The organism is Amycolatopsis sp. MJM2582 (genome assembly GCF_000754115.1).
Classification (GTDB): Bacteria; Actinomycetota; Actinomycetes; order Mycobacteriales; family Pseudonocardiaceae; genus Amycolatopsis; species Amycolatopsis japonica.
In genome coordinates this window covers 144,680-166,165 of the sequence record NZ_JPLW01000003.1, presented here as the reverse complement: position 1 = coordinate 166,165, position 21,486 = coordinate 144,680, and the positions used below count along the sequence as shown (strand labels likewise).

At 68.6% G+C, this 21,486-nt stretch carries 24 protein-coding genes; 7 read left to right on the top strand and 17 right to left on the bottom strand.

The window, feature by feature from the left end:
* Positions 1 to 67 precede the first annotated feature (67 nt).
* The 7 genes from ED92_RS19505 to ED92_RS19475 all read right to left on the bottom strand — a co-directional run bounded on the left by ED92_RS19505 (position 68) and on the right by ED92_RS19475 (position 7,224).
* Positions 68 to 1,687, bottom strand: a complete 1,620-nt coding sequence (locus tag ED92_RS19505; protein ID WP_016337271.1) for an ABC transporter substrate-binding protein — start codon at positions 1,685 to 1,687, stop codon at positions 68 to 70.
* 256 nt (positions 1,688 to 1,943) lie between these two features.
* Positions 1,944 to 2,897, bottom strand: coding sequence for a Ppx/GppA phosphatase family protein (locus tag ED92_RS19500; RefSeq protein ID WP_037342450.1), 954 nt, complete (start codon positions 2,895 to 2,897; stop codon positions 1,944 to 1,946).
* A gap of 23 nt (positions 2,898 to 2,920) precedes the next feature.
* On the bottom strand, positions 2,921 to 4,069 hold the full coding sequence (locus ED92_RS19495) for a lytic transglycosylase domain-containing protein (protein ID WP_037340724.1): 1,149 nt from the start codon (positions 4,067 to 4,069) through the stop codon (positions 2,921 to 2,923).
* A 184-nt stretch (positions 4,070 to 4,253) separates the two neighbouring features.
* Entirely contained in the window at positions 4,254 to 4,763 is a 510-nt protein-coding gene (locus ED92_RS19490) for a DUF501 domain-containing protein (RefSeq protein WP_037340723.1), read from the bottom strand.
* A gap of 24 nt (positions 4,764 to 4,787) precedes the next feature.
* On the bottom strand, positions 4,788 to 5,150 hold the full coding sequence (locus ED92_RS19485) for a septum formation initiator family protein (RefSeq protein ID WP_152610996.1): 363 nt from the start codon (positions 5,148 to 5,150) through the stop codon (positions 4,788 to 4,790).
* 195 nt (positions 5,151 to 5,345) lie between these two features.
* On the bottom strand, positions 5,346 to 6,632 hold the full coding sequence (eno, locus tag ED92_RS19480) for a phosphopyruvate hydratase (protein ID WP_016337276.1): 1,287 nt from the start codon (positions 6,630 to 6,632) through the stop codon (positions 5,346 to 5,348).
* A gap of 103 nt (positions 6,633 to 6,735) precedes the next feature.
* Entirely contained in the window at positions 6,736 to 7,224 is a 489-nt protein-coding gene (locus ED92_RS19475; protein WP_037340717.1) for a glyoxalase/bleomycin resistance/extradiol dioxygenase family protein, read from the bottom strand.
* A gap of 71 nt (positions 7,225 to 7,295) precedes the next feature.
* On the opposite strand from ED92_RS19475, the gene ED92_RS19470 reads away from it, so the two are divergent.
* Entirely contained in the window at positions 7,296 to 7,709 is a 414-nt protein-coding gene (locus ED92_RS19470) for a tetratricopeptide repeat protein (protein ID WP_016337278.1), read from the top strand.
* Between the two features lie 9 nt (positions 7,710 to 7,718).
* Here ED92_RS19470 and ED92_RS19465 read toward each other — a convergent pair whose 3' ends face one another.
* Positions 7,719 to 8,288, bottom strand: a complete 570-nt coding sequence (locus ED92_RS19465) for a helix-turn-helix domain-containing protein (protein WP_007028810.1) — start codon at positions 8,286 to 8,288, stop codon at positions 7,719 to 7,721.
* 54 nt (positions 8,289 to 8,342) lie between these two features.
* On the opposite strand from ED92_RS19465, the gene ED92_RS19460 reads away from it, so the two are divergent.
* The gene (locus tag ED92_RS19460; protein ID WP_037340715.1) at positions 8,343 to 9,263 is read left to right on the top strand and encodes an NAD(P)/FAD-dependent oxidoreductase; all 921 of its coding nucleotides are present in this window, start codon (positions 8,343 to 8,345) and stop codon (positions 9,261 to 9,263) included.
* On the opposite strand, the gene ED92_RS19455 is transcribed toward ED92_RS19460, so the two are convergent.
* On the bottom strand, positions 9,236 to 9,940 hold the full coding sequence (locus ED92_RS19455; RefSeq protein WP_037340713.1) for a murein transglycosylase: 705 nt from the start codon (positions 9,938 to 9,940) through the stop codon (positions 9,236 to 9,238). The two genes, ED92_RS19460 and ED92_RS19455, sit on opposite strands and share 28 nt — an antisense overlap.
* Before the next feature lie 274 nt (positions 9,941 to 10,214).
* On the opposite strand from ED92_RS19455, the gene efeU reads away from it, so the two are divergent.
* Genes efeU through ED92_RS19435 form a run of 4 tightly spaced genes read left to right on the top strand, consistent with a single transcriptional unit; the run spans position 10,215 to position 13,896 of the window.
* Positions 10,215 to 11,054 (top strand): iron uptake transporter permease EfeU, encoded by an 840-nt coding sequence (gene efeU, locus ED92_RS19450; RefSeq protein WP_037340711.1) that lies wholly within the window; start codon positions 10,215 to 10,217, stop codon positions 11,052 to 11,054.
* A gap of 5 nt (positions 11,055 to 11,059) precedes the next feature.
* Positions 11,060 to 12,190, top strand: a complete 1,131-nt coding sequence (gene efeO, locus ED92_RS19445) for an iron uptake system protein EfeO (RefSeq protein ID WP_037340709.1) — start codon at positions 11,060 to 11,062, stop codon at positions 12,188 to 12,190.
* Entirely contained in the window at positions 12,187 to 13,452 is a 1,266-nt protein-coding gene (efeB, locus tag ED92_RS19440) for an iron uptake transporter deferrochelatase/peroxidase subunit (protein WP_037340707.1), read from the top strand. Before efeO ends, efeB begins: the two co-directional genes overlap by 4 nt.
* 33 nt (positions 13,453 to 13,485) lie before the next feature.
* Complete coding sequence (locus ED92_RS19435) at positions 13,486 to 13,896, top strand: PPOX class F420-dependent oxidoreductase (protein WP_037340705.1); 411 nt, start codon at positions 13,486 to 13,488, stop codon at positions 13,894 to 13,896.
* 67 nt (positions 13,897 to 13,963) lie between these two features.
* Here the strand turns inward: ED92_RS19435 and ED92_RS19430 are convergent, their stop codons facing one another.
* Genes ED92_RS19430 through ED92_RS19405 form a run of 6 tightly spaced genes read right to left on the bottom strand, consistent with a single transcriptional unit; the run spans position 13,964 to position 18,549 of the window.
* A complete protein-coding gene (locus tag ED92_RS19430; RefSeq protein WP_235213333.1) occupies positions 13,964 to 14,536 on the bottom strand; it encodes a hypothetical protein in 573 nt (190 codons plus the stop codon).
* Positions 14,533 to 15,906 carry a hypothetical protein gene (locus tag ED92_RS19425; RefSeq protein WP_037340700.1) on the bottom strand — a complete coding sequence of 458 codons (1,374 nt, stop codon included), beginning with the start codon at positions 15,904 to 15,906 and terminating at the stop codon, positions 14,533 to 14,535. The genes ED92_RS19430 and ED92_RS19425 overlap by 4 nt, the downstream gene beginning before the upstream one ends.
* Complete coding sequence (locus tag ED92_RS19420) at positions 15,903 to 16,706, bottom strand: ABC transporter ATP-binding protein (protein WP_037342448.1); 804 nt, start codon at positions 16,704 to 16,706, stop codon at positions 15,903 to 15,905. Before ED92_RS19420 ends, ED92_RS19425 begins: the two co-directional genes overlap by 4 nt.
* A 17-nt stretch (positions 16,707 to 16,723) precedes the next feature.
* Complete coding sequence (locus ED92_RS19415; RefSeq protein ID WP_037340698.1) at positions 16,724 to 17,539, bottom strand: zf-HC2 domain-containing protein; 816 nt, start codon at positions 17,537 to 17,539, stop codon at positions 16,724 to 16,726.
* On the bottom strand, positions 17,536 to 18,078 hold the full coding sequence (locus tag ED92_RS19410) for an RNA polymerase sigma factor (RefSeq protein ID WP_037340696.1): 543 nt from the start codon (positions 18,076 to 18,078) through the stop codon (positions 17,536 to 17,538). The genes ED92_RS19415 and ED92_RS19410 overlap by 4 nt, the downstream gene beginning before the upstream one ends.
* A 54-nt stretch (positions 18,079 to 18,132) precedes the next feature.
* Positions 18,133 to 18,549: a helix-turn-helix domain-containing protein gene (locus tag ED92_RS19405; protein WP_037340693.1), complete on the bottom strand. Its 417-nt coding sequence runs from the start codon at positions 18,547 to 18,549 to the stop codon at positions 18,133 to 18,135.
* A gap of 65 nt (positions 18,550 to 18,614) precedes the next feature.
* Between ED92_RS19405 and ED92_RS19400 the strand changes: the two genes are divergently transcribed.
* Entirely contained in the window at positions 18,615 to 19,529 is a 915-nt protein-coding gene (locus ED92_RS19400; RefSeq protein ID WP_037340690.1) for an NADP-dependent oxidoreductase, read from the top strand.
* Here the strand turns inward: ED92_RS19400 and ED92_RS19395 are convergent.
* Together ED92_RS19395 and ED92_RS19390 are read right to left on the bottom strand one after the other, a co-directional pair.
* Positions 19,526 to 20,446: a MazG family protein gene (locus ED92_RS19395; RefSeq protein WP_037340688.1), complete on the bottom strand. Its 921-nt coding sequence runs from the start codon at positions 20,444 to 20,446 to the stop codon at positions 19,526 to 19,528. The two genes, ED92_RS19400 and ED92_RS19395, sit on opposite strands and share 4 nt — an antisense overlap.
* Positions 20,443 to 21,447: a hypothetical protein gene (locus ED92_RS19390; RefSeq protein WP_037340685.1), complete on the bottom strand. Its 1,005-nt coding sequence runs from the start codon at positions 21,445 to 21,447 to the stop codon at positions 20,443 to 20,445. Before ED92_RS19390 ends, ED92_RS19395 begins: the two co-directional genes overlap by 4 nt.
* Positions 21,448 to 21,486 lie beyond the last annotated feature (39 nt).

Here is a 21,486-nt window from a genome sequence, read left to right as displayed (position 1 = left end):
GGCTGGTCGTGAGTGGCGTTTCGGGTTAGAACCCGAAACGGCACTCACGACCAGCGCAACCACGCGATTACTTCGCCGCGACCTCGATGGACGAGTAGTCCGCGAGACGACCGAAGTCGAGCTTCGCGACCTTGAGCCGGTTCGACTTGCCGCCGACACCCTTCTCTTCCCACACGGGGATCTGCGGCAGATCCTTCGCGATCAGGTCCTCGGCCTGCTGGTACAGCTTGATCGCGGCCGCCTTGTCGGCGGTCTGGTCCGCCTGGGTCAGCAGCGCGTCCACGGCCGGGTTGTTGTACGTGGAGTCGTTCGACGAACCGGTGCTCTTGTAGCGCGGGTTCAGGTAGTTCTCGATCGACGGGTAGTCGGCGGACCAGTCGGAGCGGCCCATACCGGTCAGCTGGCGGTTGTTGACGATGCTGCGCCACTGCCCGAAGTCGGTCGCCGGCACGAAGTCGCATTCGACGCCGAGCGCGTTCTTGATGCTGTTGCACGCCGCGACCAGCGGCTCCTTGCGGCCACCGTCGGCGTTCGACGCGATGGTCAGCTTGCCGGTGAACCCGGACTTCGCGAAGAACTCCTTGGCCTTCACCGGATCGAACTTGCAGAACTCGCCGCAGACACCGGGCCGGTAGCCCTCGATACCGCGCGACACGTAGCCGTCGGCGGGCGCGTAGGTGTCGTTCATGACGGTCTTGACGATCTGCTCGCGGTCGATGGCCAGCGAGATCGCCTTGCGCAGGTCGAGGTTGTTGTAACCCGGGACGTAGTACGGAAGGGCGAGCGCGCTGATGCCGAGCAGCTTCCCTTCGACCAGACGCTCACCGAGGTCGGTCTTGTACTTGCCGCCGGCCTTCGCCGCCGGCGGGAGCGCCTCCATGAAGTCGAGGCGGTTGCTCAGCAGATCCTGGTACGCGGTCTCCTGGCTGGTGTAGATGCGGACTTCCAGGTCCTTGAACTTGACCTTGTCCTCGCCCTGGTACTCGTCGTACCGCGTGAGCTTCATGTTCTGGTTGGGCGTGCGCGAAACGAACTTCAGCGGGCCGTTGCCGATCGGGGCCTTGGCGAACGCCTCCGGGTCGGCGAAGAACTTGTCCGGCAGCGGCGCGAAGGCGAGGTAACCGATCTTGGTGGCGAACACCGAGAACGGCCCCTTGAGGGTGACCTGGAACTCGTAGTCGTTCACGACCTTGAGCCCGGACATCTCCTTGACGGCCGGTTCCTTGGCGCTGATCTCGTCGTAGCCCTGGATCTGCTCGAAGAACGACGCGTTCTGCATGCCGTTCTTGCCGTTCGCGCTGTAGTTCCAGGCGTCGACGAAGTTCTTGGCCTTGACTTCGGTCCCGTCGTGGAACTTCCAGCCCTTTTTGATCTTGATGTCGAAGACCTTGGAATCGGTCGTGTTGATCGATTCGGCCATCAGGTTGTACGGCTCGGCGGTGTCGGATTTGTAGCCGACCAGCGCCGAGAAGACCGGCTTGAGGGCCTTGGACCCGCCGAGCTCGTTGGTGTTGGCGGGAATCAGCGAGTTCTCCGGCTCGGTGCCGTAGACCGAAACCGACGCGTTGGCGTCGGTGGCGCCGGATCCCTTGTTCTCACCGGACCCACCACCCCCACAGGCCGTCAGCAGCAGGGCCGCCGTGGCCACCACCGCCGTCGCTCCCCAGAACCCGCGTGAAGCCCGCATGTCCCCTCCAACTCTCGTCGTCGGATTGTCGGCGGGCGCTGGTCGCGCCCTACCGCCCAGAAGGTGAGACGACGCTATGGGACAGGTGAAGGCGATCACAGTGCGTTGGTGTTGCAAATGTGTGACGGTCTCCCGGACCACCCGGTTAGAGCACAACGTTGGTAGGAACGACGCTGCGCCGAATGGCCCAATCCTGGCTGGAGGTCACCACTTGATCACCTAAAGAAATGGCTTCACGTAAGAGAAAACCCGACTGTCAAGCCAAGGACAGCGCGATCCCGTCGAGGATGTCGTGCTCGGAGATCACCAGCTCGTCGGGACCACCGCGCGTGGCGAACTGCTCCGCCAGCACCTGCACGATCACCGAGCCGCCGCCGATCACGTCGACCCGGCCCGGGTGGATCACCGGGTTCGCGGCGCGGGTCGCGTGGTCGGCCGTGAGAAGCGACTGCGCGACCCGGTCGATGTCGGCGTGGGAGAGCTTCGAAAGGTGCGTGCGCTCGGAGTCGTACTCCGACAGGCCCTGCGCCACGGCGGTCAGGGTCGTGACCGTCCCGGCGACGCCGATCCACGTCTTGGCGGTGGACACGTCCACGACGTCGAAGGCCTCAGTGAGCACCTTCGCGGCCAGCTCGCGGGCTTCGGCGATCTCGGCCGCGGTCGGCGGGTCCGACTTCAGCGCGCGTTCGGTGATCCGCACACAGCCGATGTCGACCGACTTGGCCGCGATGACCTCCGCCTGGCGGCCGTCCCAGGTGCCGACCACGAGTTCGGTCGAACCGCCGCCGACGTCGACCACCACGAAGGGACCGTCGTCGGGATCCTGCTCACCGACGGCGCCGGTGAAGGAAAGGCGCGCCTCTTCGTCGCCGCTGATGACCTCGGCCTCGGTGCCGAGCACCTCGCGCGTCATCGCGAAGAACTCGTCACGGTTGCTCGCGTCACGAGTCGCGGACGTCGCGACCATGCGGACCTTCTCGACACCCTTGCGGCGCGCGGCGATCGTGTAATCGGCCAGCGCCTTGCGGGTGCGCTCGAGCGCCTCGGGCGCCAGCTTGCCGGTGGCGTCCACACCCTGGCCGAGGCGGACGATCCGCATCTCGCGGTGCAGGTCGCGCAGGTCGACCGTCCCGTCGTGGCGGGGGGTCAGCTCGGCGACGAGCAGGCGGATGGAGTTGGTCCCACAGTCGATCGCGGCAACACGAGGCATGACGCCAGCGTAGTCAATGCCGATCAGGTGGGTTTGCCGCTGGTCGACCCTTCCGAGCTCGGCGGAGGTGTACACGTCGGCGTCGCCGTGGGGCTCTGGGACGTGCTCGGCGGAGTCGAAGACGGGCTCTCTGTCGGGCAGGGCGGCAGAGAAGTCGACGAAGACGGAGTGGACGTATTCGAAGTGGTTGCAGGCTTCGACGAGGACGACGAACCCGAATTGCTCGGCGGCAGCGAACTCGACGGCGGCGGCGTCACCGAACCGGGTGGTGTCGACGGCACCGGAGGCGGCGGCACCGACACGGGCGGCGGCGCGGCACCGGCGTTCGGCGCGCCGATGGGCACCTTGCTGTCCGGCGTCGGCAGCACCCCCGTGCGGTAGGCCTCGGCCCAGATCAGCACGGTGTTCACGTAGGTGTCCGAGTTGTTGTAGCGGAACACGGCCGCGCGCAACTGATCCGGTTTCGACAGATCGAGGCCGCCGGAGCACAGGTACCGGCCCGTGCCCAGCGCCGCGTCGAAGATGTTGTTCGGATTGGATTCGCCGTCGCCGTTGCCGTCGGAGGCGTAGCGGGCCCAGGTCGACGGGATGAACTGCGTCGGGCCGACGGCGCGATCCCAGACCGTGTCGCCGTCGAACTTCCCGCCGTCGGTGTCCGGGATGGCGGCGAACGGGCCGGCGCCGTTGAGCTGCGGGCCCAGGATCGGTTCGAGGGTGTTGCCCTTCGCGTCGACGTAACCGCCGCGCGCGTGGTTGGACTCGATGCGGCCGATACTCGCGATCAGCGCCCAGTCGATATGACAGCCGGGCTGTTCGGCGATGAGGATGTCGGCGGCGTTGCGGTACGCGGCGAGCGCGGTGACCGGGATGCCGAGCGGTCCGTTGGGGAGTTCGTCCGCGGGGAGCGGGAGCGGGGTCGGCGCGTTCGGCAGGCTGCCGTCGACACCGATCTGCTGGACCAGCGGGTTCTTGGGGTCGTAGCCGCCGACGAGGGCGACGTTGTCGGTGTGGATCGTGCTCGCCGTCGCGGCCCAGCTGCCGGTACCGACGACCGCGGCACCGGCCGGGACGATGGCGAGGACACCTCCGGCCACCGCGGCGATCGTGCGGTGCCGGAGACAAAGTCTCCGGACATGACCGGAGACCGCGCCTGGCACCTGCCTCACGCGCATACCCCTGAACCCTCCCCGGCGGATCACGACTCGGTGATCCGGTAAACCCACCCCGACAAACCCACGACTGGTACACAGCCTGCCGCATGCGGTGACCGGTTTCACCCCATTGAGGACGACCAGTTGGCCGACATCGGGTGAATTAACCCACCTGGAGGAACTATCTGTACATCGGTGGCCGGTGTTACCCCTGGCAGTCGCCCGATGGCCATCCGTTCGCCTTGAGCAGCGCGAGGGTTTCGTCGCCGAACGGGTTCACGCCGGGGCCGACGGCGAGTGTGTGCGCGAGGTGGACGTGCAGGCATTTGACGCGCCCGGGCATCCCGCCCGCGCTGACCTCGTGACCGAGCGAGTCGATGGCGTCGCGTTCGGCGAGATAGCTCTCGTGGGTCCGCTGGTAGGCGGCCGCCAGCTCGGGATCCTCCGCGAGCCGGTCGGTCATCTCCTTCATCAGCCCGGACGCTTCGAGCGTGCCGACCATCGACGTCAGCTTCGGGCAGGTCAAGTAGTAGAGCGTGGGGAACGGCGTGCCGTCGTCGAGGCGGGGGCTGGTCTGCACGACCGACGGGTGGCCGCTCGGGCAGCGCGCGGCGACGGCGCGCAGCGCACGGGGTGCCCGGCCGAGCTGTTCCGCGATGATCTCGCGGTCGGCGTCGGTCACGGGCTCGAAGGAAGACTTTTCCGTGCTGTTCACACCCCTAAGGCTAAAGGGAGTGCTTCAGCCGCCCGCGACCTGATCCCACAGCTTCTCGTACCAGGAGCCCGCGGGCACCGGCTGCTGACCTTGCGACTGTCCCTGCTCGGGCGCCTTGTCCTCGGGGAGCTGCACGATGTACGGCGTCTCGCCGGGCTTCACGAAACCGAACCGCTTGCGGGCTTCGGCCTCGATCTGCGCGGGGTCGCTCAGCTCGGCCTTGCGGCCTTCCAGCTGGGTGACGCTGCGCTGCAGTTCGGACTGCAGCTGCTGCTGTTCGTTCACCTCGGACTTCTGGCTGAGGTACGTGCGCAGCGGGACGGCGATGGTGAACGCGAGCGCGCACACCACGATCGCCACCACCGCGGCCCGGCGGGTGGTGGACATGCCGAGCACCTTCGCGGCACCCGATGCCCGTTTCGCCGCCAGGCTGCGGCGCAGCCGGGTTCGGGCGCGGACCTCCGTCGTCGTCGTGCGACGGGCACGCTCCGGCCGGCGGCCCCTGCTGGAGCCGCCACCGCTCGCGCGCCCGCCGCTACGACGGGTCGTCGTCCGCGCCCTCCCCCGGTCCGCCATGGCTGATTACCCCTCCGGGCTGAACCGCGGGAACGCGAGGTCGCCGGCGTAGCGAGCCGCGTCGGCGAGGGTCTCTTCGATGCGGAGCAGCTGGTTGTACTTGGCGATCCGCTCGCCGCGCGCCGGGGCGCCGGTCTTGATCTGGCCGACACCGGTCGCGACGGCGAGGTCGGCGATGAAGGTGTCCTCGGTCTCGCCGGACCGGTGGCTCATCATCGACTTGTAGCCGTAGGAGGTGGCCAGCGAGATCGCGTCGAGGGTCTCCGACAGGGTGCCGATCTGGTTGACCTTCACCAGCAGCGCGTTGGCGGCGCGGCGGGTGATGCCCTCTTCGAGGCGGTCCGGGTTGGTGACGAACAGGTCGTCGCCGACCAGCTGGACCTTCTCGCCGATCTCGGTGGTCAGCTGGACCCAGCCGTCCCAGTCGTCCTCGCTCAGCGGGTCCTCGATGGACACGAGCGGGTAGTCGCGGACGAGCTCGCCGTAGTAGGCGGACATCTGCTCGGCGCTCTTCTTCGCGCCTTCGAAGGTGTAGGCGCCGTCGGAGAAGAACTCCGTCGCGGCGACGTCGAGCGCGAGCGCGACGTCGCGGCCCGGGGCGTACCCGGCCTTCTCGATCGCCTGAAGGATCAGGTCGAGCGCTTCGCGGTTGTTCTTCAGGCTGGGCGCGAAACCGCCTTCGTCACCGAGGCCGGTCGCCAGGCCGCGGCCCTTCAGGACCGACTTCAGCGAGTGGTAGACCTCGGTGCCCCAGCGCAGGGCCTCGCGGAACGACTCGGCGCCGATCGGCGCGATCATGAATTCCTGGATGTCGACATCGGTGTCGGCGTGCGCGCCACCGTTGAGGATGTTCAGCATCGGCACCGGCAGCACGTGCGCGTTCGGCCCGCCGAGGTAGCGGAAGAGCTCCAGCTCGGCCGACTCCGCGGCGGCCTTCGCGACGGCGAGCGAAACACCGAGGATGGCGTTCGCGCCGAGGCGGGACTTCGCCGGCGTGCCGTCGAGGTCGACCAGCTTCTGGTCGACGATGCGCTGGTCGACGGCGTCGGTGCCGACCAGGTCCGGGCCGATCTCGTCCAGGACGGCCGCGACCGCGCGCTCGACACCCTTGCCGTTGTACCGGCCGGTGTCGCCGTCACGCAGCTCGACGGCTTCGTGTTCGCCGGTGGACGCACCCGAGGGGACCGCGGCCCGCGCCAGCGTGCCGTCGTCGAGAGCCACCTCCACTTCGACCGTCGGGTTGCCTCGCGAGTCCAGAATCTCGCGAGCGCCTACCTGCTCGATGAGCGCCACGCCATGCTCCTCATGTGGGTTGTGCCTGCGGTGACCGGGCCCAGCCTAGCCGTCACCGCAGTTCACCCGTTGGAGGCACGCGCCACATCAGCCGCCGACCGGGCTATTCCTCGACTGGTTCGTCCGCCCGGACTTCCTTCCAGCCCGACGGGAGCTCGACCGTGTCGGAGAACTGCTGCCAGAAGGTCCAGCTGTTGCCGCCGATGTCGGAGACGGTGAACACGCGGGCGCCGTACGGCTGATCCTGGGGCGCGTCGATGTCGGCGTCGTCGCCCAGCGCGGCGCGGACCCGCTCGTACTGCGCGTCGGCGTCGGCGACGTAGACGATGTTCAGCTGCCCGACCGGGCCGTCGACGCCCTTGGCCTGCCAGTACTCGGGGCCGACCCCGGCCAGCTGGATCTTGGCCGGACCGGCGCACAGCGTGGCCTGGAACACCTCTCCCGAGCCGTCGGCGAAGCGCACTTCCTCGGTGAACCCGAACACTCTGACCAGCCACGCGACCGCCTCGGTGGCGTCGGCGTAGTAGAGGTACGGCGCGAGCCCGAGGTATCCGGGCTCGTTTTCGGGCCTATCCGCTTCGGTACTGCTCATGGCAGGACAGTCCACCATGACCGTTTCAGCAGTCGAGATCGGCCCTGCCCAGGCGTATCGTGGAGCGGACCATGATGGATGCCGAACCCGCCCCAGAACCCGGCCCGGACCCGTCCGGCGAGTCACGGTTCCGCGCCTTCCGACAGGCGGAGGCGCTGGTCGAAAGCCGGAGGCCGCTCGACGCGCTCAAGGCACTCGAGCCCTTGCTGGAACACGAAACCGACAAACCGAGTGTTCAGTTGCTGGCGGGCCGCGCGTACTTCCACTCCGCACAGTTGCGGCGGGCGGAGCGTGCCTTCACCCGGGTGCTGGAGCTGGATCCCACCGATCATTACGCGCGGTTCGTACTCGGACGAACCCTCCAGCGCCTCGGCCGGTTGACCGAGGCGCTCGCGCAGATGCGGATAGCGTCGGCGATGCATCCGATCCCGGAGTATCTGGAAGCGATCAGCGAGGTCAGCGCGCGGATCGCGTTGCGCGACTGACCGGGCGCCTCATTTCGACCTGGCCCGCAGATGCGCCCGTTCGCCCTGCTTGCCGAACAGCACCAGCAGCTCCACCGGTCCCGGCCCCGCACTGCCGAACCAGTGCGGCACCCGAGTGTCGAACTCGGCGGCCTCGCCGGGCCCCATCGTGAAGTCGCGATCGCCGAGCAACGCCCGCAACCGTCCACTGAGGACGTACATCCATTCGTAGCCCTCGTGGGTGCGCTGCACCGGCTCGATGTCCTCGACCGGGATCAGCAGTTTGAACGCCTGCGGCTGCCCGGGCTGCGCGGTCAGCGCCCACGCGGTGAACCGGCCGAACTTCTGTGCCTTCATCCGGACCCGCGGATCGGCGGGTTCGGGTTCGCCGACCAGTTCGTCGAGCGGGACCTGATGCGCCGCCGACAGCGTGAGCAGCAGCTCAAGCGTGGCCTTTCGTGTGCCCGATTCGAGCCGCGAGAGCGTACTGGCGGAGATCCCCGTCGCCTCCGAAAGCGCGGAGAGGGTGGTACCGCGTTCCTTGCGAAGGGCCTTGAGCTTCGGGCCGACCTCGGCGAGCCGCCGTTCGATGTCCTCCATGTCTTCAGTTTGCCAAATCGGCAATGAACTTTGCCAACTTTCGCGGAGATCCGGATGCTCGGGACCATGAGCGAAGAATTCGACGTGGTGATCATCGGTGGTGGCGTCGCGGGCCTCAGCGCGGCCTTGGTGCTGGGCAGGGCGCGGCGCAAGGTGGCCGTGATCGACGGCGGCACTCCGCGCAACGCGCCCGCCGCGCACGCACACGGTTTCCTGACCAGGGACGGCATTCCACCCAAAGAACTACTGGAGATAGGCCGTGACGAAGTCCGCGCGTACGGCGTCGAGATCATCGACGACGTCGTCCACCGGCTGCGCCACGACAAGGCGGTGGAACTGGCGAGCGGACGGGTCGTCGGCGGACGGCGGATCGTGGTGACCACCGGGCTGGCCGACGAACTGCCGGACATCCCCGGCGTCGCGGAGCGCTTCGGCGCCGACGTGCTGCACTGCCCGTACTGCCACGGCTGGGAGGTACGCGATCAGCGGTTCGGCGTGCTCGCCACGTCCGAGAATTCGGTCCACCAGGCGCTGATCGTCTGGCAGTGGAGCAAGGACTTGACCTTCTTCACGCATACCCAGCAGCTCTCGGCCGAAGACCGGGCGAAGTTGACCGGGCTGGGCGTCCGGATCGTCGACGGGAAGGTGTCCGAGCTAGCCGTCGAAAACGACCGGCTGACCGGCGTCCGGCTCGTCGACGGCGAATTCGTCGAACGCGACATCGTGTTCGTCGGCCCGAAGTTCGTCCCGCACGACCGGCTGCTCGCCCAGGTCGGCTGCGCCCGGACCGAAACGGGCTCGATCGCGGTGGACGCACAGGGCCGCACGAACGTCGACGGTGTCTGGGCGGCGGGGAACGTCGTCGATCCGATGGCGCAGCTCGTCGTCGCGGCGGGTGACGCCTACCGGATGGCGGCGGCGCTCAACTTCGATCTGGTGCTCGAAGATCAGGGCGCGACGCTGGCGTCCGCGTAGGTGTCGGCCGCGCTGAACACTTCCTGGACGTAGGGCACCGCGGGGTTGAACACCCGCATCGACTTCCACCAGCCGTCCGGGGTGGCGACGTCGTCGCCGGCGGCGCAGAGGTAGCGGGCGGTGGCGAAGGCGGCGTCGTCGAGGTCCTTCGGGTCCGGCTGCTTGCCGTCGCTCCTGGCCCGGGCGGAGTGCTTGGCCCAGATCTCGGGCGGGAGCGTGATCGGACCGGGCCTGCCCTGCGCCGTCTCGACGTGGGAGATGCCGGCGAGGGTCGCCCACGAGAGATGACAGCCCGGCTTCTGCCGCCGCAGCCACATCTCGGCCCGGCCGTAGGCGGACAGATCGGTGGCGGAGAGCCGGGTCTTCGCGGCCACGCGCTTCGCCCAGGTCTCCAATTCGGCCGCGTCGGAAACGGTGGGCCGGTCGGGCGGCGCGGCGAGCCCGGCGCGCGGCGTCGCCACCCCGGGCTGCGGCTTCTGGTCGGGGACCGCGAGCGCGGGCTGGGGCTGAGGTGCCGGAGGCGGTTCCTCGCCGGCAGGCCGGTTCACCCCGACCGTCATGATCAGCACCACGCCCGTGAGCACGAGCCCGCCCGCGAAGGCGAGCCTGGGGACGTACGGCGGCAGAGGGCGCGCTGGATGCTCCGGGGCGTCGGTGCTCTGGGCGGTTTCGGCCACCCGGACAGGTTACTGCGCCACACTTCCGGGCGATGACCCATTCGGCTTACGAAGCCAACTGACGGTAAAGCGAATCGGTAACCGGTCCTCGGCGGCCGATTCGTTATCTGAAGCACCGAGTTCACGCTGACCTGGGAATGCTTCGAAACACCCCGTCCGATCAAGGTCTCTTCATGCGTTTCGTCCAGTTCTGGACCGTGTCACTCCCCCTGGACTTTCAGGGAAGCCTTACCTAAAACCAGGAGGTTCAGTCGGCACGACCAGGGAGAACGACGTGTGGTTCGCGAGTGCGCTCATCGGCCTGCGTGAAGGCCTCGAAGCGGCCCTCGTCGTCAGCATCCTCGTCGCGTTCCTGGTCAAGACCGAACGACGGCACGCGCTGCGCTGGGTCTGGCTCGGGGTCGGCGTCGCGGTCGCGCTGTCGGTCGGGGTCGGCGCGATCCTCACCTACTCCACCGCCCAGCTGACCTTCGAACAGCAGGAGCTGCTCGGCGGCACGCTGTCGATCGTCGCGGTCGGTTTCGTGACGGCGATGATCTTCTGGATGCGCAAGGCGTCGAGGACGATCGCCGCGGAACTGCGCGGAAAGCTCGACGAAGCGCTCGACGTCGGCCCGGTCGCGGTGCTCGTCCTGTCGTTCTTCGCCGTCGGCCGCGAAGGCCTGGAGACGGCGGTGTTCTTCTATTCCACCGTGCAGACCGCGCAGGGCGGCACGACCGAACCGTTGATCGGTTTCAGCGCGGGAATCCTCGTCGCGGTCGTGCTGGCGTACCTGATCTACCGCGGCGCCGTCCGGTTCGACCTCGGCAAGTTCTTCACGATCACCGGTGTCCTGCTGGTGTTCGTCGCGGCGGGCGTCCTCGGCTACGGCCTGCACGACCTGCAGGAGGCCGCCTTCCTGCCCGGGCTGACCACGCTCGCGTTCGACGCCTCGGCCGTCCTGCCGGAGGACAGCTGGTACGGCGCGCTGCTCAAGGGGATCTTCAACTACTCGCAGCAGACGACGGTCCTGCAGGCCGTCGCGTGGGTCGCCTACGTGGCGATCGTGCTGCCGCTGTTCCTCAGGCCCAAGAAGAAGGCCACGGCACCCGCCGCGGCCGCGATCAAGGAGTGACCCTCGTGTCTCGTCGATTCCCGCTCGTCGCGCTCGCCGGCGTCGGCGCCATCGTGCTCACCGCCTGCGGTGGCGGCGAGGAAACGCCCACCGCGGCCGGCGGCCCGATCAAGGTCGAAGCCTCCGACTCGGCCTGCGCCGTCTCGGCGACCACCGCGAACGCGGGCAACGTGACCTTCGAGATCACCAACAAGGGCACCAAGGTCACCGAGTTCTATCTCTACGCCGAGGGCGACCGGATCATGGGCGAGGTCGAGAACATCGCGCCGGGGCTGAACCGGCGGCTCATCGTCGAGGTCGCCGAAGCGGGCAAGTACCAGACCGCGTGCAAACCCGGTATGACCGGCACCGGCATTCGCGGCGACTTCACCGTCACCGGCGGCGGCGCGAAGCAGAACGACCCGAACTCGCAGAAGGCGCAGGCGGTCAAGAGCTACGCGGAGTACGTCGCGAACAACACCAAGGCGCTCGACGAGGAGACCGCCAAGTTCGTCGCGCTGGTGAAGGCGGGCAAGGTCGACGAGGCGAAGGCCGCGTACGCCCGCACGCGCGTCTACTTCGAGCGGGTCGAGCCGGTGGCAGAGAAGTTCGGCGACCTCGACCCGAAGATCGACGCACGCGAGGCCGACCTCGAACCGGGCCAGAAGTTCACCGGGTTCCACCGGCTGGAAAAGGATCTCTGGGTGACCGGTCTGCAGGCCGACTCGCCGCAGATCGCCGACCAGCTCCTCGCCGACGTCAAGGAACTGGTGACCAAGTCGGCGTCGATCGAGCTGAACGCGCTCGACCTGGCCAACGGCGCGAAGGAACTGCTCGACGAGATCGCCACCGGAAAGATCACCGGCGAGGAGGAGGCGTTCTCGCACACCGACCTCTCGGACTTCCAGGGCAACCTCGACGGTTCGAAGGCCGCGATCGTCTCGCTGCGTCCGCTGCTGCAGGCGAAGGACCCGGCCTTGGTGTCCACTTTGGACAAGGAGTTCGGCAACGTGCAGGCACTGCTGGACAAGCAGCGTGAAGGCGACGGCTTCAAGCTGTACACCACGCTGAGCCAGGACCAGGTCAAGGAATTCGCGTCGGCGGTGGACGCGCTGAGCGAACCGCTGAGCAAGGTCGCCGAGGTCGCGGCGCAATGACCGGCGCGGAGCACACCCCGGTCACCCGCCGGAAGCTGTTCGGCATGGCGGGCGCGGGCGCCGCCCTGGTCGGGACCGGGGCGGCGGCGGGCTTCGGCGCGAACCAGCTCCTCGGCGGGGACAGCCCGGCGCAGGCGGCGCAGAGCGTCGTCGAGTTCCACGGCGAGCACCAGGCCGGGATCGTGACTCCCGTGCAGGAGAACCTGCATTTCGTCGCGCTGGACGTGACGACGAAGGATCGGGAAAAACTGGTCAAGCTGCTGCGCACGTGGACGGACGCGGCGCGGCGGATGACCGCGGGCCAGGAGGTCGGGACGGGAGGCGCCGTCGGTGGCGCCCCCGCCGCCCCGCCGAGCGACACCGGCGAGGCACTCGATCTGGCGGCGTCCTCGCTGACGCTGACGATCGGTTTCGGCCCGTCGCTGTTCGACGACCGGTTCGGGCTCGCCTCGAAGAGGCCCGCCGCGCTGATCGATCTCCCCCTGTTCCCCCAGGACAAACTCGACCCCGCGCGTAGCGGCGGCGACATCTGCGTCCAGGCTTGCGCGGACGATCCGCAGGTGGCGGTGCACGCCATCCGGAACCTGGTGCGGCTGGGTTTCGGCGTCACGGCGGTGCGCTGGTCGCAGCTCGGGTTCGGCCGCAGCTCATCGACGTCGCGGGCGCAGTCCACGCCGCGGAATCTCTTCGGGTTCAAGGACGGGACGCGCAACATCAAGGCCGAGGAGACCGACGTCCTGCGCGATCAGGTGTGGGCGACGGCCGAAGACGGGCAGCCGTGGATGGCGGGCGGGTCGTACCTCGTGGCCAGGCGGATCCGGATGCACATCGAGACCTGGGACCGGGAATCGCTGAAGGGGCAGGAAGGGATCGTCGGCCGGTCGAAGGGCTCGGGCGCGCCGCTGGGCCAGGCCGCCGAATTCGACACCCCCGATTTCCAGGTCGGCGGCGCCGGCGGCGAGAAGCTGATCCCGGAGGACTCCCACGTCCGGCTGGCCTCGCACGAAAACCTGAACGGGGCACGGATCCTGCGGCGCGGCTACAACTTCGTCGATGGCTCCGACGGTGTCGGGCACCTCGAAGCCGGGCTGTTCTTCCTCGCCTTCAACAGGGACACGCGCAAGCAGTTCGTGCCGATGCAGCAGGCGCTGTCGTCGAAGGACGCGATGATGGAGTACCTGCAGCACACCGGATCCGCTCATTTCGCCGTGCCACCGGGCGTGCGCGAAGGCGGTTTCTGGGGCGAGGGCCTGTTCTCTTGACCTCCAGTTAAGTGGAGGTCGCACACTGGGCTCATGTTCAGTGAAGCGGAACTCGACTACCTCGCCGCCCAAGGTCTCGGACGGCTCGCGACGGCGCAGCCGGACGGCACACTGCAGGTCAGCCCCGTCGGCTACGCCTACAACACCGAGACCAAGACGATCGACATCACCGGCTACGAACTGGCGAAGAGCAAGAAGTTCCGGAACGTGGCCGCGAACGGGCAGGCCGCGTTCGTGGTGGACGACATGCCTTCACAGGACCCGCCTCGGATCCGCTGCCTCGAGATCCGCGGCCGGGCCGAGGCGCTCACCGGCGCCCGCACGGCCGACGGGCATTTCGACGGCGCGGTGATCCGGATCCACCCGTCGCGGATCATCAGCCTCGGTGTCGACGACCCGGACCACGATCCGCTCGATCTCGTTCCGCACAACCGGAACGTCTGAGCCCCGCGGATGTCATGAAAGGGCCGTTCCTGACGAAAAACGTCAGGAACGGCCCTTTCATGACATTTCAGCGGCGGTTGCCGAAGACCGCGTAAATCCCGAGGCCCGCCGCGGCCAGCACCACGGCCGTCCACGTGGCTTCCGCGACACCGGCCGGCTGGAAGAGCCAGGTGATCACCAGTTGCGCACTCTCCGTACTCGACGTGGTGGCCCAGACCAGGAACGCGACCGCGAAGCCGAGCAGCGGCAACGTCCACCCGAAGGCCCCGCCGAACAGCACCGCGGCGATCCCGGCGAGACCGAGCAGCCCGCCCGCGTTCCGCACGATGATCTCCACCGGGACCCGCCCCGTCTCCCACAGCCGCGGCAGCAGCGCGGCACCGGCGCCGAGGCCGCCGATCAGCAGGAGATGCAGGACGCGGCGGGGCGCCCAGCGGATCGCGGCGGTCCGGTCGAGGTCGGCGTCCTGCCCGCTGAGGCCGATGGCGGTCACCGCGATCGCCACCAGGAGCGCCAGGGAGACCGGGACCTCCGTCCAATGATCCCGCGCGAGGATCCAGATCACGGCCATGCTCACCGCCAGCCCCGCGAAGGACGCGGGCAAGGCGCGGGAGCGGGCGTACAGCACCGCCCATCTCATCGCGCACCGCCGAGCAGGATGCCGAGCTGGTCACCTTCGCAGGTCAGGCCCGCCCGCCGCTGCGCGATGATCCGCTCTCGCTGCACATCGGGCGGAAGGGCACGGAAGACCTCCCACTTCCGCACGACCTCGTTCTTCGTGTCGTCGCTCAGCCAGGAAGCCCCGGTCACCTTCCATTCGCCGAGGAACCAGCTCGCCGAGATGGACCGCGCGGCGAGTTCGTCCAAAAAGGACTTGTTGACACCGCGCGGGCTGTAGCAGGTCGGCGTCCCGGAGCCGGCGACCAGTGTCCGCGTCATGTCGTCCGAATTCAGAACCGAACGGATGGACCAGTCCACCAGGTCCACGTAGACGGTGTCAGCGGCACGCGGCGGCACCTCGTCGTAGCCCAGCCGCCGGTCCAGTACTGCGACCTTCACCGGCGCGTCCGGCAAGGTTCCCAGCAGCCGCAACGCTTCCCTGCCCGGACCGGCGAGGCGAGGCAGCTCGGCTTCGAGCATGCGGGGGACGCAGACCGGGCCGTCGCAGACCATCTCCGTCGCGGCCGGGTCGGACACCTCGGCTTCGGCCGTGTTGCCGGGAAGAACGGGCAAGGCGATCACGACCGCCGCCAGCGCCGGCACGACGGCGAGCCACTTCGCCCGCTTGGAGCGGGCTGCCAGCAGGAGGAATCCGGTCACGGCCAGTCCGGCGAGCCAGACCCCCTGCCCGAGATCCATCCAGCCCGCTGTGGTCTTGAACGGATCCCTGACGACGTCCATCGCGGGAGACAGCAAGGAGACGCGGAACGGCACGATCCCGGCCAGCACGCTGCCCTCCGCCCCGGCGAACTGGAACAAGAGCACGGCCACGAAGGCGGCGACGGCCACCGCGGGCGCGGTCAGCGGATGCGGCAGCAACCGGCCGATCCCGAGCCCGAACCAGGCGCCCGCGAGCATCGCGAGCACCCCGACCACGACGATCGGCAGCCAGCCGAAGGTGAAGAACCCGCCATTGAAAGCGGCTTGAACACCACCCACGGCGAAGATCAGCAGGAAGCCCAACGCCAGGAGGCCGCCCAGCGCGCCGGCGAGTTTCGCGGCCCGCTGCCAACCGGGACGCGGCATGGTGGTCATGAGTTCGACCGTGCCGGACCGGCTGTCGCGCATACCTTGGATGACCCCGGCGCCGATCGCGATCGGCCACAGGAACACCAGCAGGAACCGGCTCCACTCCGCGGCGTGCGTCCAGTGCTCGTCCCAGGCGAGCGGCGGCTTCGTCCACGGACCGCTGAACGAATAGAGGAAACCGAACGCGACGACGAGGATCGCGAGCGTGGCCCAAGGGGCGATGGAACGGCGGGCTTCGGTCCGCAGGACGCAAGTGTTCACCAGTTCCCCTTCCCCGGCTCGTGCCCCAGCAGCGCCGAGTAGCCGCGCTCGATCGGGCTGTCGCCGACGTGCTCCTCGCTCCCGGCGGCGGCCAGTTCGTCCGGCGTGCCCTGGAAGACCAGCTTCCCGTTTTCGAACAGGACGACGTCGGTGCACGCCGTCGCGACGTCCTCGACGAGATGCGTCGAGACGACGACGCAGGCGTCCCGGCCCAGTTCCTGCATGAGCTCCCGGAAGCGCACGCGTTGCGCCGGATCGAGTCCGGCGGTCGGCTCGTCCAGCAGGAGGATGTCCGGATCGTTGACGATCGCCTGCGCGATCCCGACCCGGCGCACCATGCCACCGGACAGTGTCTTCATCCGGTCGTCGGCGCGATCGGCGAGGCCGACGCGTTCGATCGACCGCTGCACCGCCGCCGGAATGTCCTCTTTGGACATTTCCTTGAGCCAAGCGATGTACTCGACGAACTCGCGAACGGTGAATCGCTTGTAGAAACCGAAATTCTGCGGCAGATAGCCGATACGGCGGCGCAGGCGGCGCTGATCGGTGAACCCCCCGACGGATTCACCGAGCAGCGTCAGCCCTCCCTCCGCCGGCCGGAGCACCGTCGCCAGTGCCCGGATCAGCGTGGTCTTCCCGGCCCCGTTCGGGCCGAGCAGACCGTGCACCCCCGTGCCCAGGTCCAGGTCGAGCCCGTTCACGGCGAACTTGCGTTTGCCGACCCGGACCTTCAATCCCTCGGCCTTGATCTGCCACGCGTAGGTCGTCGGCGCGACCTCCGCGGCCCCGACAGCACGCATCAGTTTCTCCCCTTCGTTCACCGTTCGGATCCGGTGAGCAGGCCGAAGACGCTCCGCCGGAGCACCACCACGACCGCGGTCACCGCGAAGATCGCGCCCCACACCGGGAGCAGCCGGGGTTCGAGCGCGGTGGCACGCCCTTGCGAAGCCACCGCGGGCGCCAAGATCACCGCCACCCAGACCCCGGCGAGGACATAGGCCGCCCGCACCACGCCGATCAGCCCGCCGAGTGCGAGCGTCCCGGTGGTGAAGGCCAGGCTCGGCAGGAGCCCGAGCCCGAATCCTCCGCCGCCGATCCAGCTCGAAAGGGCCTGGATCGGCAAGACGACGGCGAGGACCGCCGTCGTCCGGCGGAGCAGCAGGTAGAGCCCGGCCCTCGGCGTCGAAGTGACGAGTTCGTACGCGGGGTCGAGCCCCTTCGCCCACGACACCGCCACCCCGAGCACCGGCAGGACCGGCGAGAACAGCTGGACGAACGAGTAGCCCTTGCTCCCGGTGAACCCGACCCCGTCCAGCAGGACACCGATCGCCGGGATCAGGAGGATCATCGCCAGCCACGGCAGCATCACCGGCGTCACCCAGGTGTGCAGCCGTCCGGCCCACCGCCTCGGCATCGGGCTCGGCCCCGCTTCGGCGAGTTTCGGCCCCAGCCCGGCCCAGACGTCGTCCACCAGCGCAGACACCGACGGCAGACTGATCGCGGACAACCGACCCCGGCATTCCGCGCACGATTCGAGATGGGCTTCGACCGCCCAGACCTCGTCACCGGCCAAGCCGTCGTCACCGAGGACGTAACCCGCGAGGAGCTGTTCGGACACGTGTTCCTTGTTCACGACAGCGCCTCCCGCATCGCGATCCGAGCCCGCCTGGCGCGGGTTTTGACGGTTCCTTCCGGCACGCCGAGCAGCACCGCGGTCTCGCGGACGGTCAGCCCGTCGAGCACCATGGCCTGCAGGACCTGTCGGAGTTCGGGAGCGAGCCGTCGCAGTGCGTCACCGACGTGGTCACCGACCGCACCGGCCAGCGCCTCGTCTTCGGCCGCGGGTGCAACGGCCGCTTCCGCGACCGGCAACGGCTGCGCGAATTTCGCCCGTCGGCGGAAGGCGTCGACCAGCCGCCTCGCGGCGATCGTCCACAGCCAGCCGACGGCACTTCCGCCGACGGCCGCACCGGCGAACGCACCGGCCGCGCGCCAGACCGCGAGGTAGGTCTCCTGCATCACCTCGGCGACGATCTGCTCGTCGGCGCAGCGACGGCGCAGGCGCACGGCCAGCCACGGCGACGTGCGGCGGTAGAGCTCCTCGAACGCCGCACGGTCGCCTTTGGCGGTGCGGCGGACGAGCTGCTCTTCGTCCGGTTCCGTTCCCTTCACATCCGGCAAGACGCCGAGATCACCGAACCGGTTCTCACCCGATTGTGTTCCGCATCACAGCGGCCGGACGGCTTCGGCGGCCTTCTCGTCGAAAGCGGAACGTGAAGCGAGGATCTGGTCGACGTTTTCGACGGCCCATTCGGCGACGGCGTTCGTCAGCCTGCCGACGTCGACGCCGAGCGGCGTGAGCCCGTACTCCACCCGCGGCGGAACGGTGGGATAGACGTCGCGCCGGATGAGCCCGTCCCGCTCCAGCGAGCGGAGCGTCTGGGTCAGCATCTTCTGCGTGATCCCGTCGAGCAATCGGCGAAGTTCGCTGAACCGCATCGGCCGCTCGTAGCGCCGGATCGCGCCGAGGACGTAGAGCGCCCATTTGTTCGCGAGCACTTCGATGACCGTCCTGGACGGGCAGTCACGGCCGTGCACGGCCACCCATTCCTCGAACAACCGCCGCTCGTCGAAGGTACCCATGAGGTACCTAGATATCAGTGGAGTGCCTACTTCACAACAGGTACCGACCACGAAATGCTCGTTCCATGCGGAAGATCCAGCAAATCTCCTTCGGCGGACCCGACGTCCTCGAACTCACCGAATCCGAAAAGCCCGTTCCGGGAGCGGGCCAGGTCCTGGTGCGCGTCCACGCGGCCGGGGTCAATCCGGCCGATTGGAAGATCCGGAACGGGCTGGTCGTCGGCGAACTACCGCTGACCGTCGGCCTCGATTTCTCGGGTGTGGTCGATTCGGCCGGGACACGGTTCCAGCCCGGGGACGAGGTCTACGGCGTCACGTTCCCGCCGGACGGCTCGTACGCCGAGTACGTCGCGGTCAGCGAAGACGCGCTCGCACCGAAACCGAAAAGTCTGAATCACGTCGAGGCTGCCGCGCTCCCCATCGCGGCGCTGACCGCGTGGCAGCCGTTCACCAAGGTGTTCCCGGTCCGACCGGGGCACCGGGTGCTCGTCCACGCCGCGGCGGGCGGGGTCGGACACCTCGCCGTCCAGATCGCGAAGGCCCGCGGCGCGTACGTCATCGGAACCGCCAGGGCGGCGAACCACGCGTTCCTGCGCGACCTCGGCGCCGACGAACTCATCGACCACACAGCCGACGATTTTGCGAAATCGCAGGTCGTGGACGTCGTACTGGACCCGATCTCCGGGGATTACGGTCCCCGGTCGCTCGACGTACTCGAACCGGGCGGTTCGCTGATCGACATCGTCGGGCACGGCCCGGACCGGACGGAGGTCCGGCGGAAAGCCGCGGAACTCGGGGTCCGTTTCGACGAGTTCTACGTCTCCCCGTCCGGAACCGATCTGGCCGAAATCGCCACTTTGGCCGACGCCGGTTCACTACGGGTCTCGATCGCCGAGGTCCTCCCGCTCGAACAGGCGGCGAAGGCACACGAACTGAGCGAGTCCGGACGCGTCCGGGGCAAACTCGTGCTGACGATCTAGCTCGGCCAGAACTTGCGCCAGCCGTCGGCCTCCAGCGTCGTCGGCTCCAGACCGGCGTCCCGGGCAGCCTGTTCGGCGTCCCGGATGTCGCGTGCGAAGCGCTTCGCGACGGCGCGGAGCTCACCTTCGGGATCGATCCCCGCCCGGCGCGCGGTCGCGGCCACCCGGAACAGCTGGGCCGCCGCCTCGGTGCCGTCGGGGAACAGGTCGAGCGGGATCCCGGCCCGGCCGCTGCGCTGGCCGAGCTTCCCGGCGAGCGCCACGGCGGGCTGCCCGAGCGCGACGCCGTCCACAATGGACTGACGGCTCTTCTCAGCCTGCTTCAGTTCTTCCCATTTCAGGTTCTGATCGCTGACGGTCTCGACCCGAGGAGCGTCACTGAATATGTGCGGATGACGTCCGACCAGTTTCGCGACCAGTCCGGACGCGACCTCGTCGATCCCGAACGGATCGGCCGCGTCCTCGACGGCGACGCGCGCGTGGAAGAGCACCTGGAGCAGGACGTCGCCGAGTTCCTCGCGCAAGGCGGCCCTGTCGCCCTCCTCGATCGCGTCGAGCAGCTCGTAGGTCTCCTCGACCAGGTACTGGCGCAGCGATTCGTGGGTCTGGACGGCGTCCCACGGACATCCGCCCGGCGAACGCAGGCGGTCCATCACCTCGGCGGCTTCGACCAGCGGCGGAACGGGCGCCTCGATCACCCGCGCGCCCGCCCTGATCAGCGCCGCGGCCTTGGCTTCCCGGCGCGAACCCGCGATGAGTACGAGGTCGCGCGCCTGCGTATCACCGAGCGCGGGCACCCCGAAAACGTCGGGATCGACATCGGAAGCCGCGTACACCGCGGCGCCGCTTCGCAGGATCGGGAGTGCCGCGGCGGGCAGTGTCGCCCCGCGGGCGATCACGACGACGGCAGCGGTCACGGGTTTTGCGGCGCGGCACCGTGCACAGGCAGCACGATGCCCTTCTTCGAAGCTTCGTTGGGCGCGAGGTCCATGCCGACAACATCCCACACGCCGTAGCGCGGGTTCACCTTGAGGTCGACCTGGTCGAGGTACGGCTGGAGGAGCCGGATACCCACTCCGGCCAGCTGCTGAGCGCTCGGCTGCGCGGCCTGATCCGACGCGACGGGCTTGTCGGCGGCCCGCTCGCGCACCACGACGACGACCCAAAGCGGCTGCTGCGGTGTCGGCTGGAAGGCGGCGACGGTGTTGGGTTCGAGACCGAACAGGACGGTGGCCGCGGTCGCGGGCGACTGCATCGCCGGCAGCTTCTGGCCGGTGCCCGCCTGCGTGTCGGCGGTCTGCTGGTCCTGCGCGATCAGCTCGGCGGCCGCGTTCGGCGACGCGGCGAACTTCTTGGCCTTCTCGATCGCCTGCTCACGCAGCTTGTCCGCGTCGGCACCGGTGGCGTCGGTCGAGGAGACCGAGCTGAAATCGAACGTGACGGTGAGCTTGTCGAGGTACTTCATCGCGAGCTGGGTCTGCAGCGCCGCGTCGACCAGGGCGTCGCGGTGGTCCCGCACCCGCGCCACGAGCTGCTGGACGCTCAGCGCGGGATCGTTCTGCGGGTTGGCCTCCATCGGCTTGGCCAGCGGGTCGTTCTGCAGCGCGTTCACGACGAGGGACTCGTCGACCCGGACGCCTTCCCGCTGAGCGGCACGCTCGGTGAGGTCGTGCAGGATCTCCTGCCGGACGATCTCGCGGCCGACGAGGTCGAGCTTGTGCTCGCTGGCGAGCTGCTGCCCGTACGGGTGCTCACGGACGGCCTTGTCGATCAGCTGCTGCACACGATCCACCGAAACGGTCTTGCCGTCGATGATCACCGCGGCACCGACCTGCCCGGGACCGGCGCTGCATCCGGCGAGAAGGAGAGAACCGGCAAGAACCCCGACCAGCGCGCGACGGCGCCCCATGATCCGCATCACAGGGCCTACCCTCTCATACCGGCCCCGGCGAGAGAA

Coding starts and splice junctions, on each gene's coding strand:
- ED92_RS19470 (WP_016337278.1), top strand. CDS start 7,296: ATGATGGATGCCGAACCCGCCCCAGAACCCGGCCCGGACCCGTCCGGC.
- ED92_RS19475 (WP_037340717.1), bottom strand. CDS start 7,224: ATGAGCAGTACCGAAGCGGATAGGCCCGAAAACGAGCCCGGATACCTC.
- ED92_RS19460 (WP_037340715.1), top strand. CDS start 8,343: ATGCTCGGGACCATGAGCGAAGAATTCGACGTGGTGATCATCGGTGGT.
- ED92_RS19505 (WP_016337271.1), bottom strand. CDS start 1,687: ATGCGGGCTTCACGCGGGTTCTGGGGAGCGACGGCGGTGGTGGCCACG.
- efeB (WP_037340707.1), top strand. CDS start 12,187: ATGACCGGCGCGGAGCACACCCCGGTCACCCGCCGGAAGCTGTTCGGC.
- ED92_RS19495 (WP_037340724.1), bottom strand. CDS start 4,069: ATGCGCGTGAGGCAGGTGCCAGGCGCGGTCTCCGGTCATGTCCGGAGA.
- ED92_RS19485 (WP_152610996.1), bottom strand. CDS start 5,150: ATGTCCACCACCCGCCGGGCCGCGGTGGTGGCGATCGTGGTGTGCGCG.
- ED92_RS19500 (WP_037342450.1), bottom strand. CDS start 2,897: ATGCCTCGTGTTGCCGCGATCGACTGTGGGACCAACTCCATCCGCCTG.
- ED92_RS19465 (WP_007028810.1), bottom strand. CDS start 8,288: ATGGAGGACATCGAACGGCGGCTCGCCGAGGTCGGCCCGAAGCTCAAG.
- ED92_RS19405 (WP_037340693.1), bottom strand. CDS start 18,549: ATGGGTACCTTCGACGAGCGGCGGTTGTTCGAGGAATGGGTGGCCGTG.
- ED92_RS19420 (WP_037342448.1), bottom strand. CDS start 16,706: ATGCGTGCTGTCGGGGCCGCGGAGGTCGCGCCGACGACCTACGCGTGG.
- ED92_RS19430 (WP_235213333.1), bottom strand. CDS start 14,536: ATGAGATGGGCGGTGCTGTACGCCCGCTCCCGCGCCTTGCCCGCGTCC.
- ED92_RS19400 (WP_037340690.1), top strand. CDS start 18,615: ATGCGGAAGATCCAGCAAATCTCCTTCGGCGGACCCGACGTCCTCGAA.
- ED92_RS19390 (WP_037340685.1), bottom strand. CDS start 21,447: ATGCGGATCATGGGGCGCCGTCGCGCGCTGGTCGGGGTTCTTGCCGGT.
- ED92_RS19435 (WP_037340705.1), top strand. CDS start 13,486: ATGTTCAGTGAAGCGGAACTCGACTACCTCGCCGCCCAAGGTCTCGGA.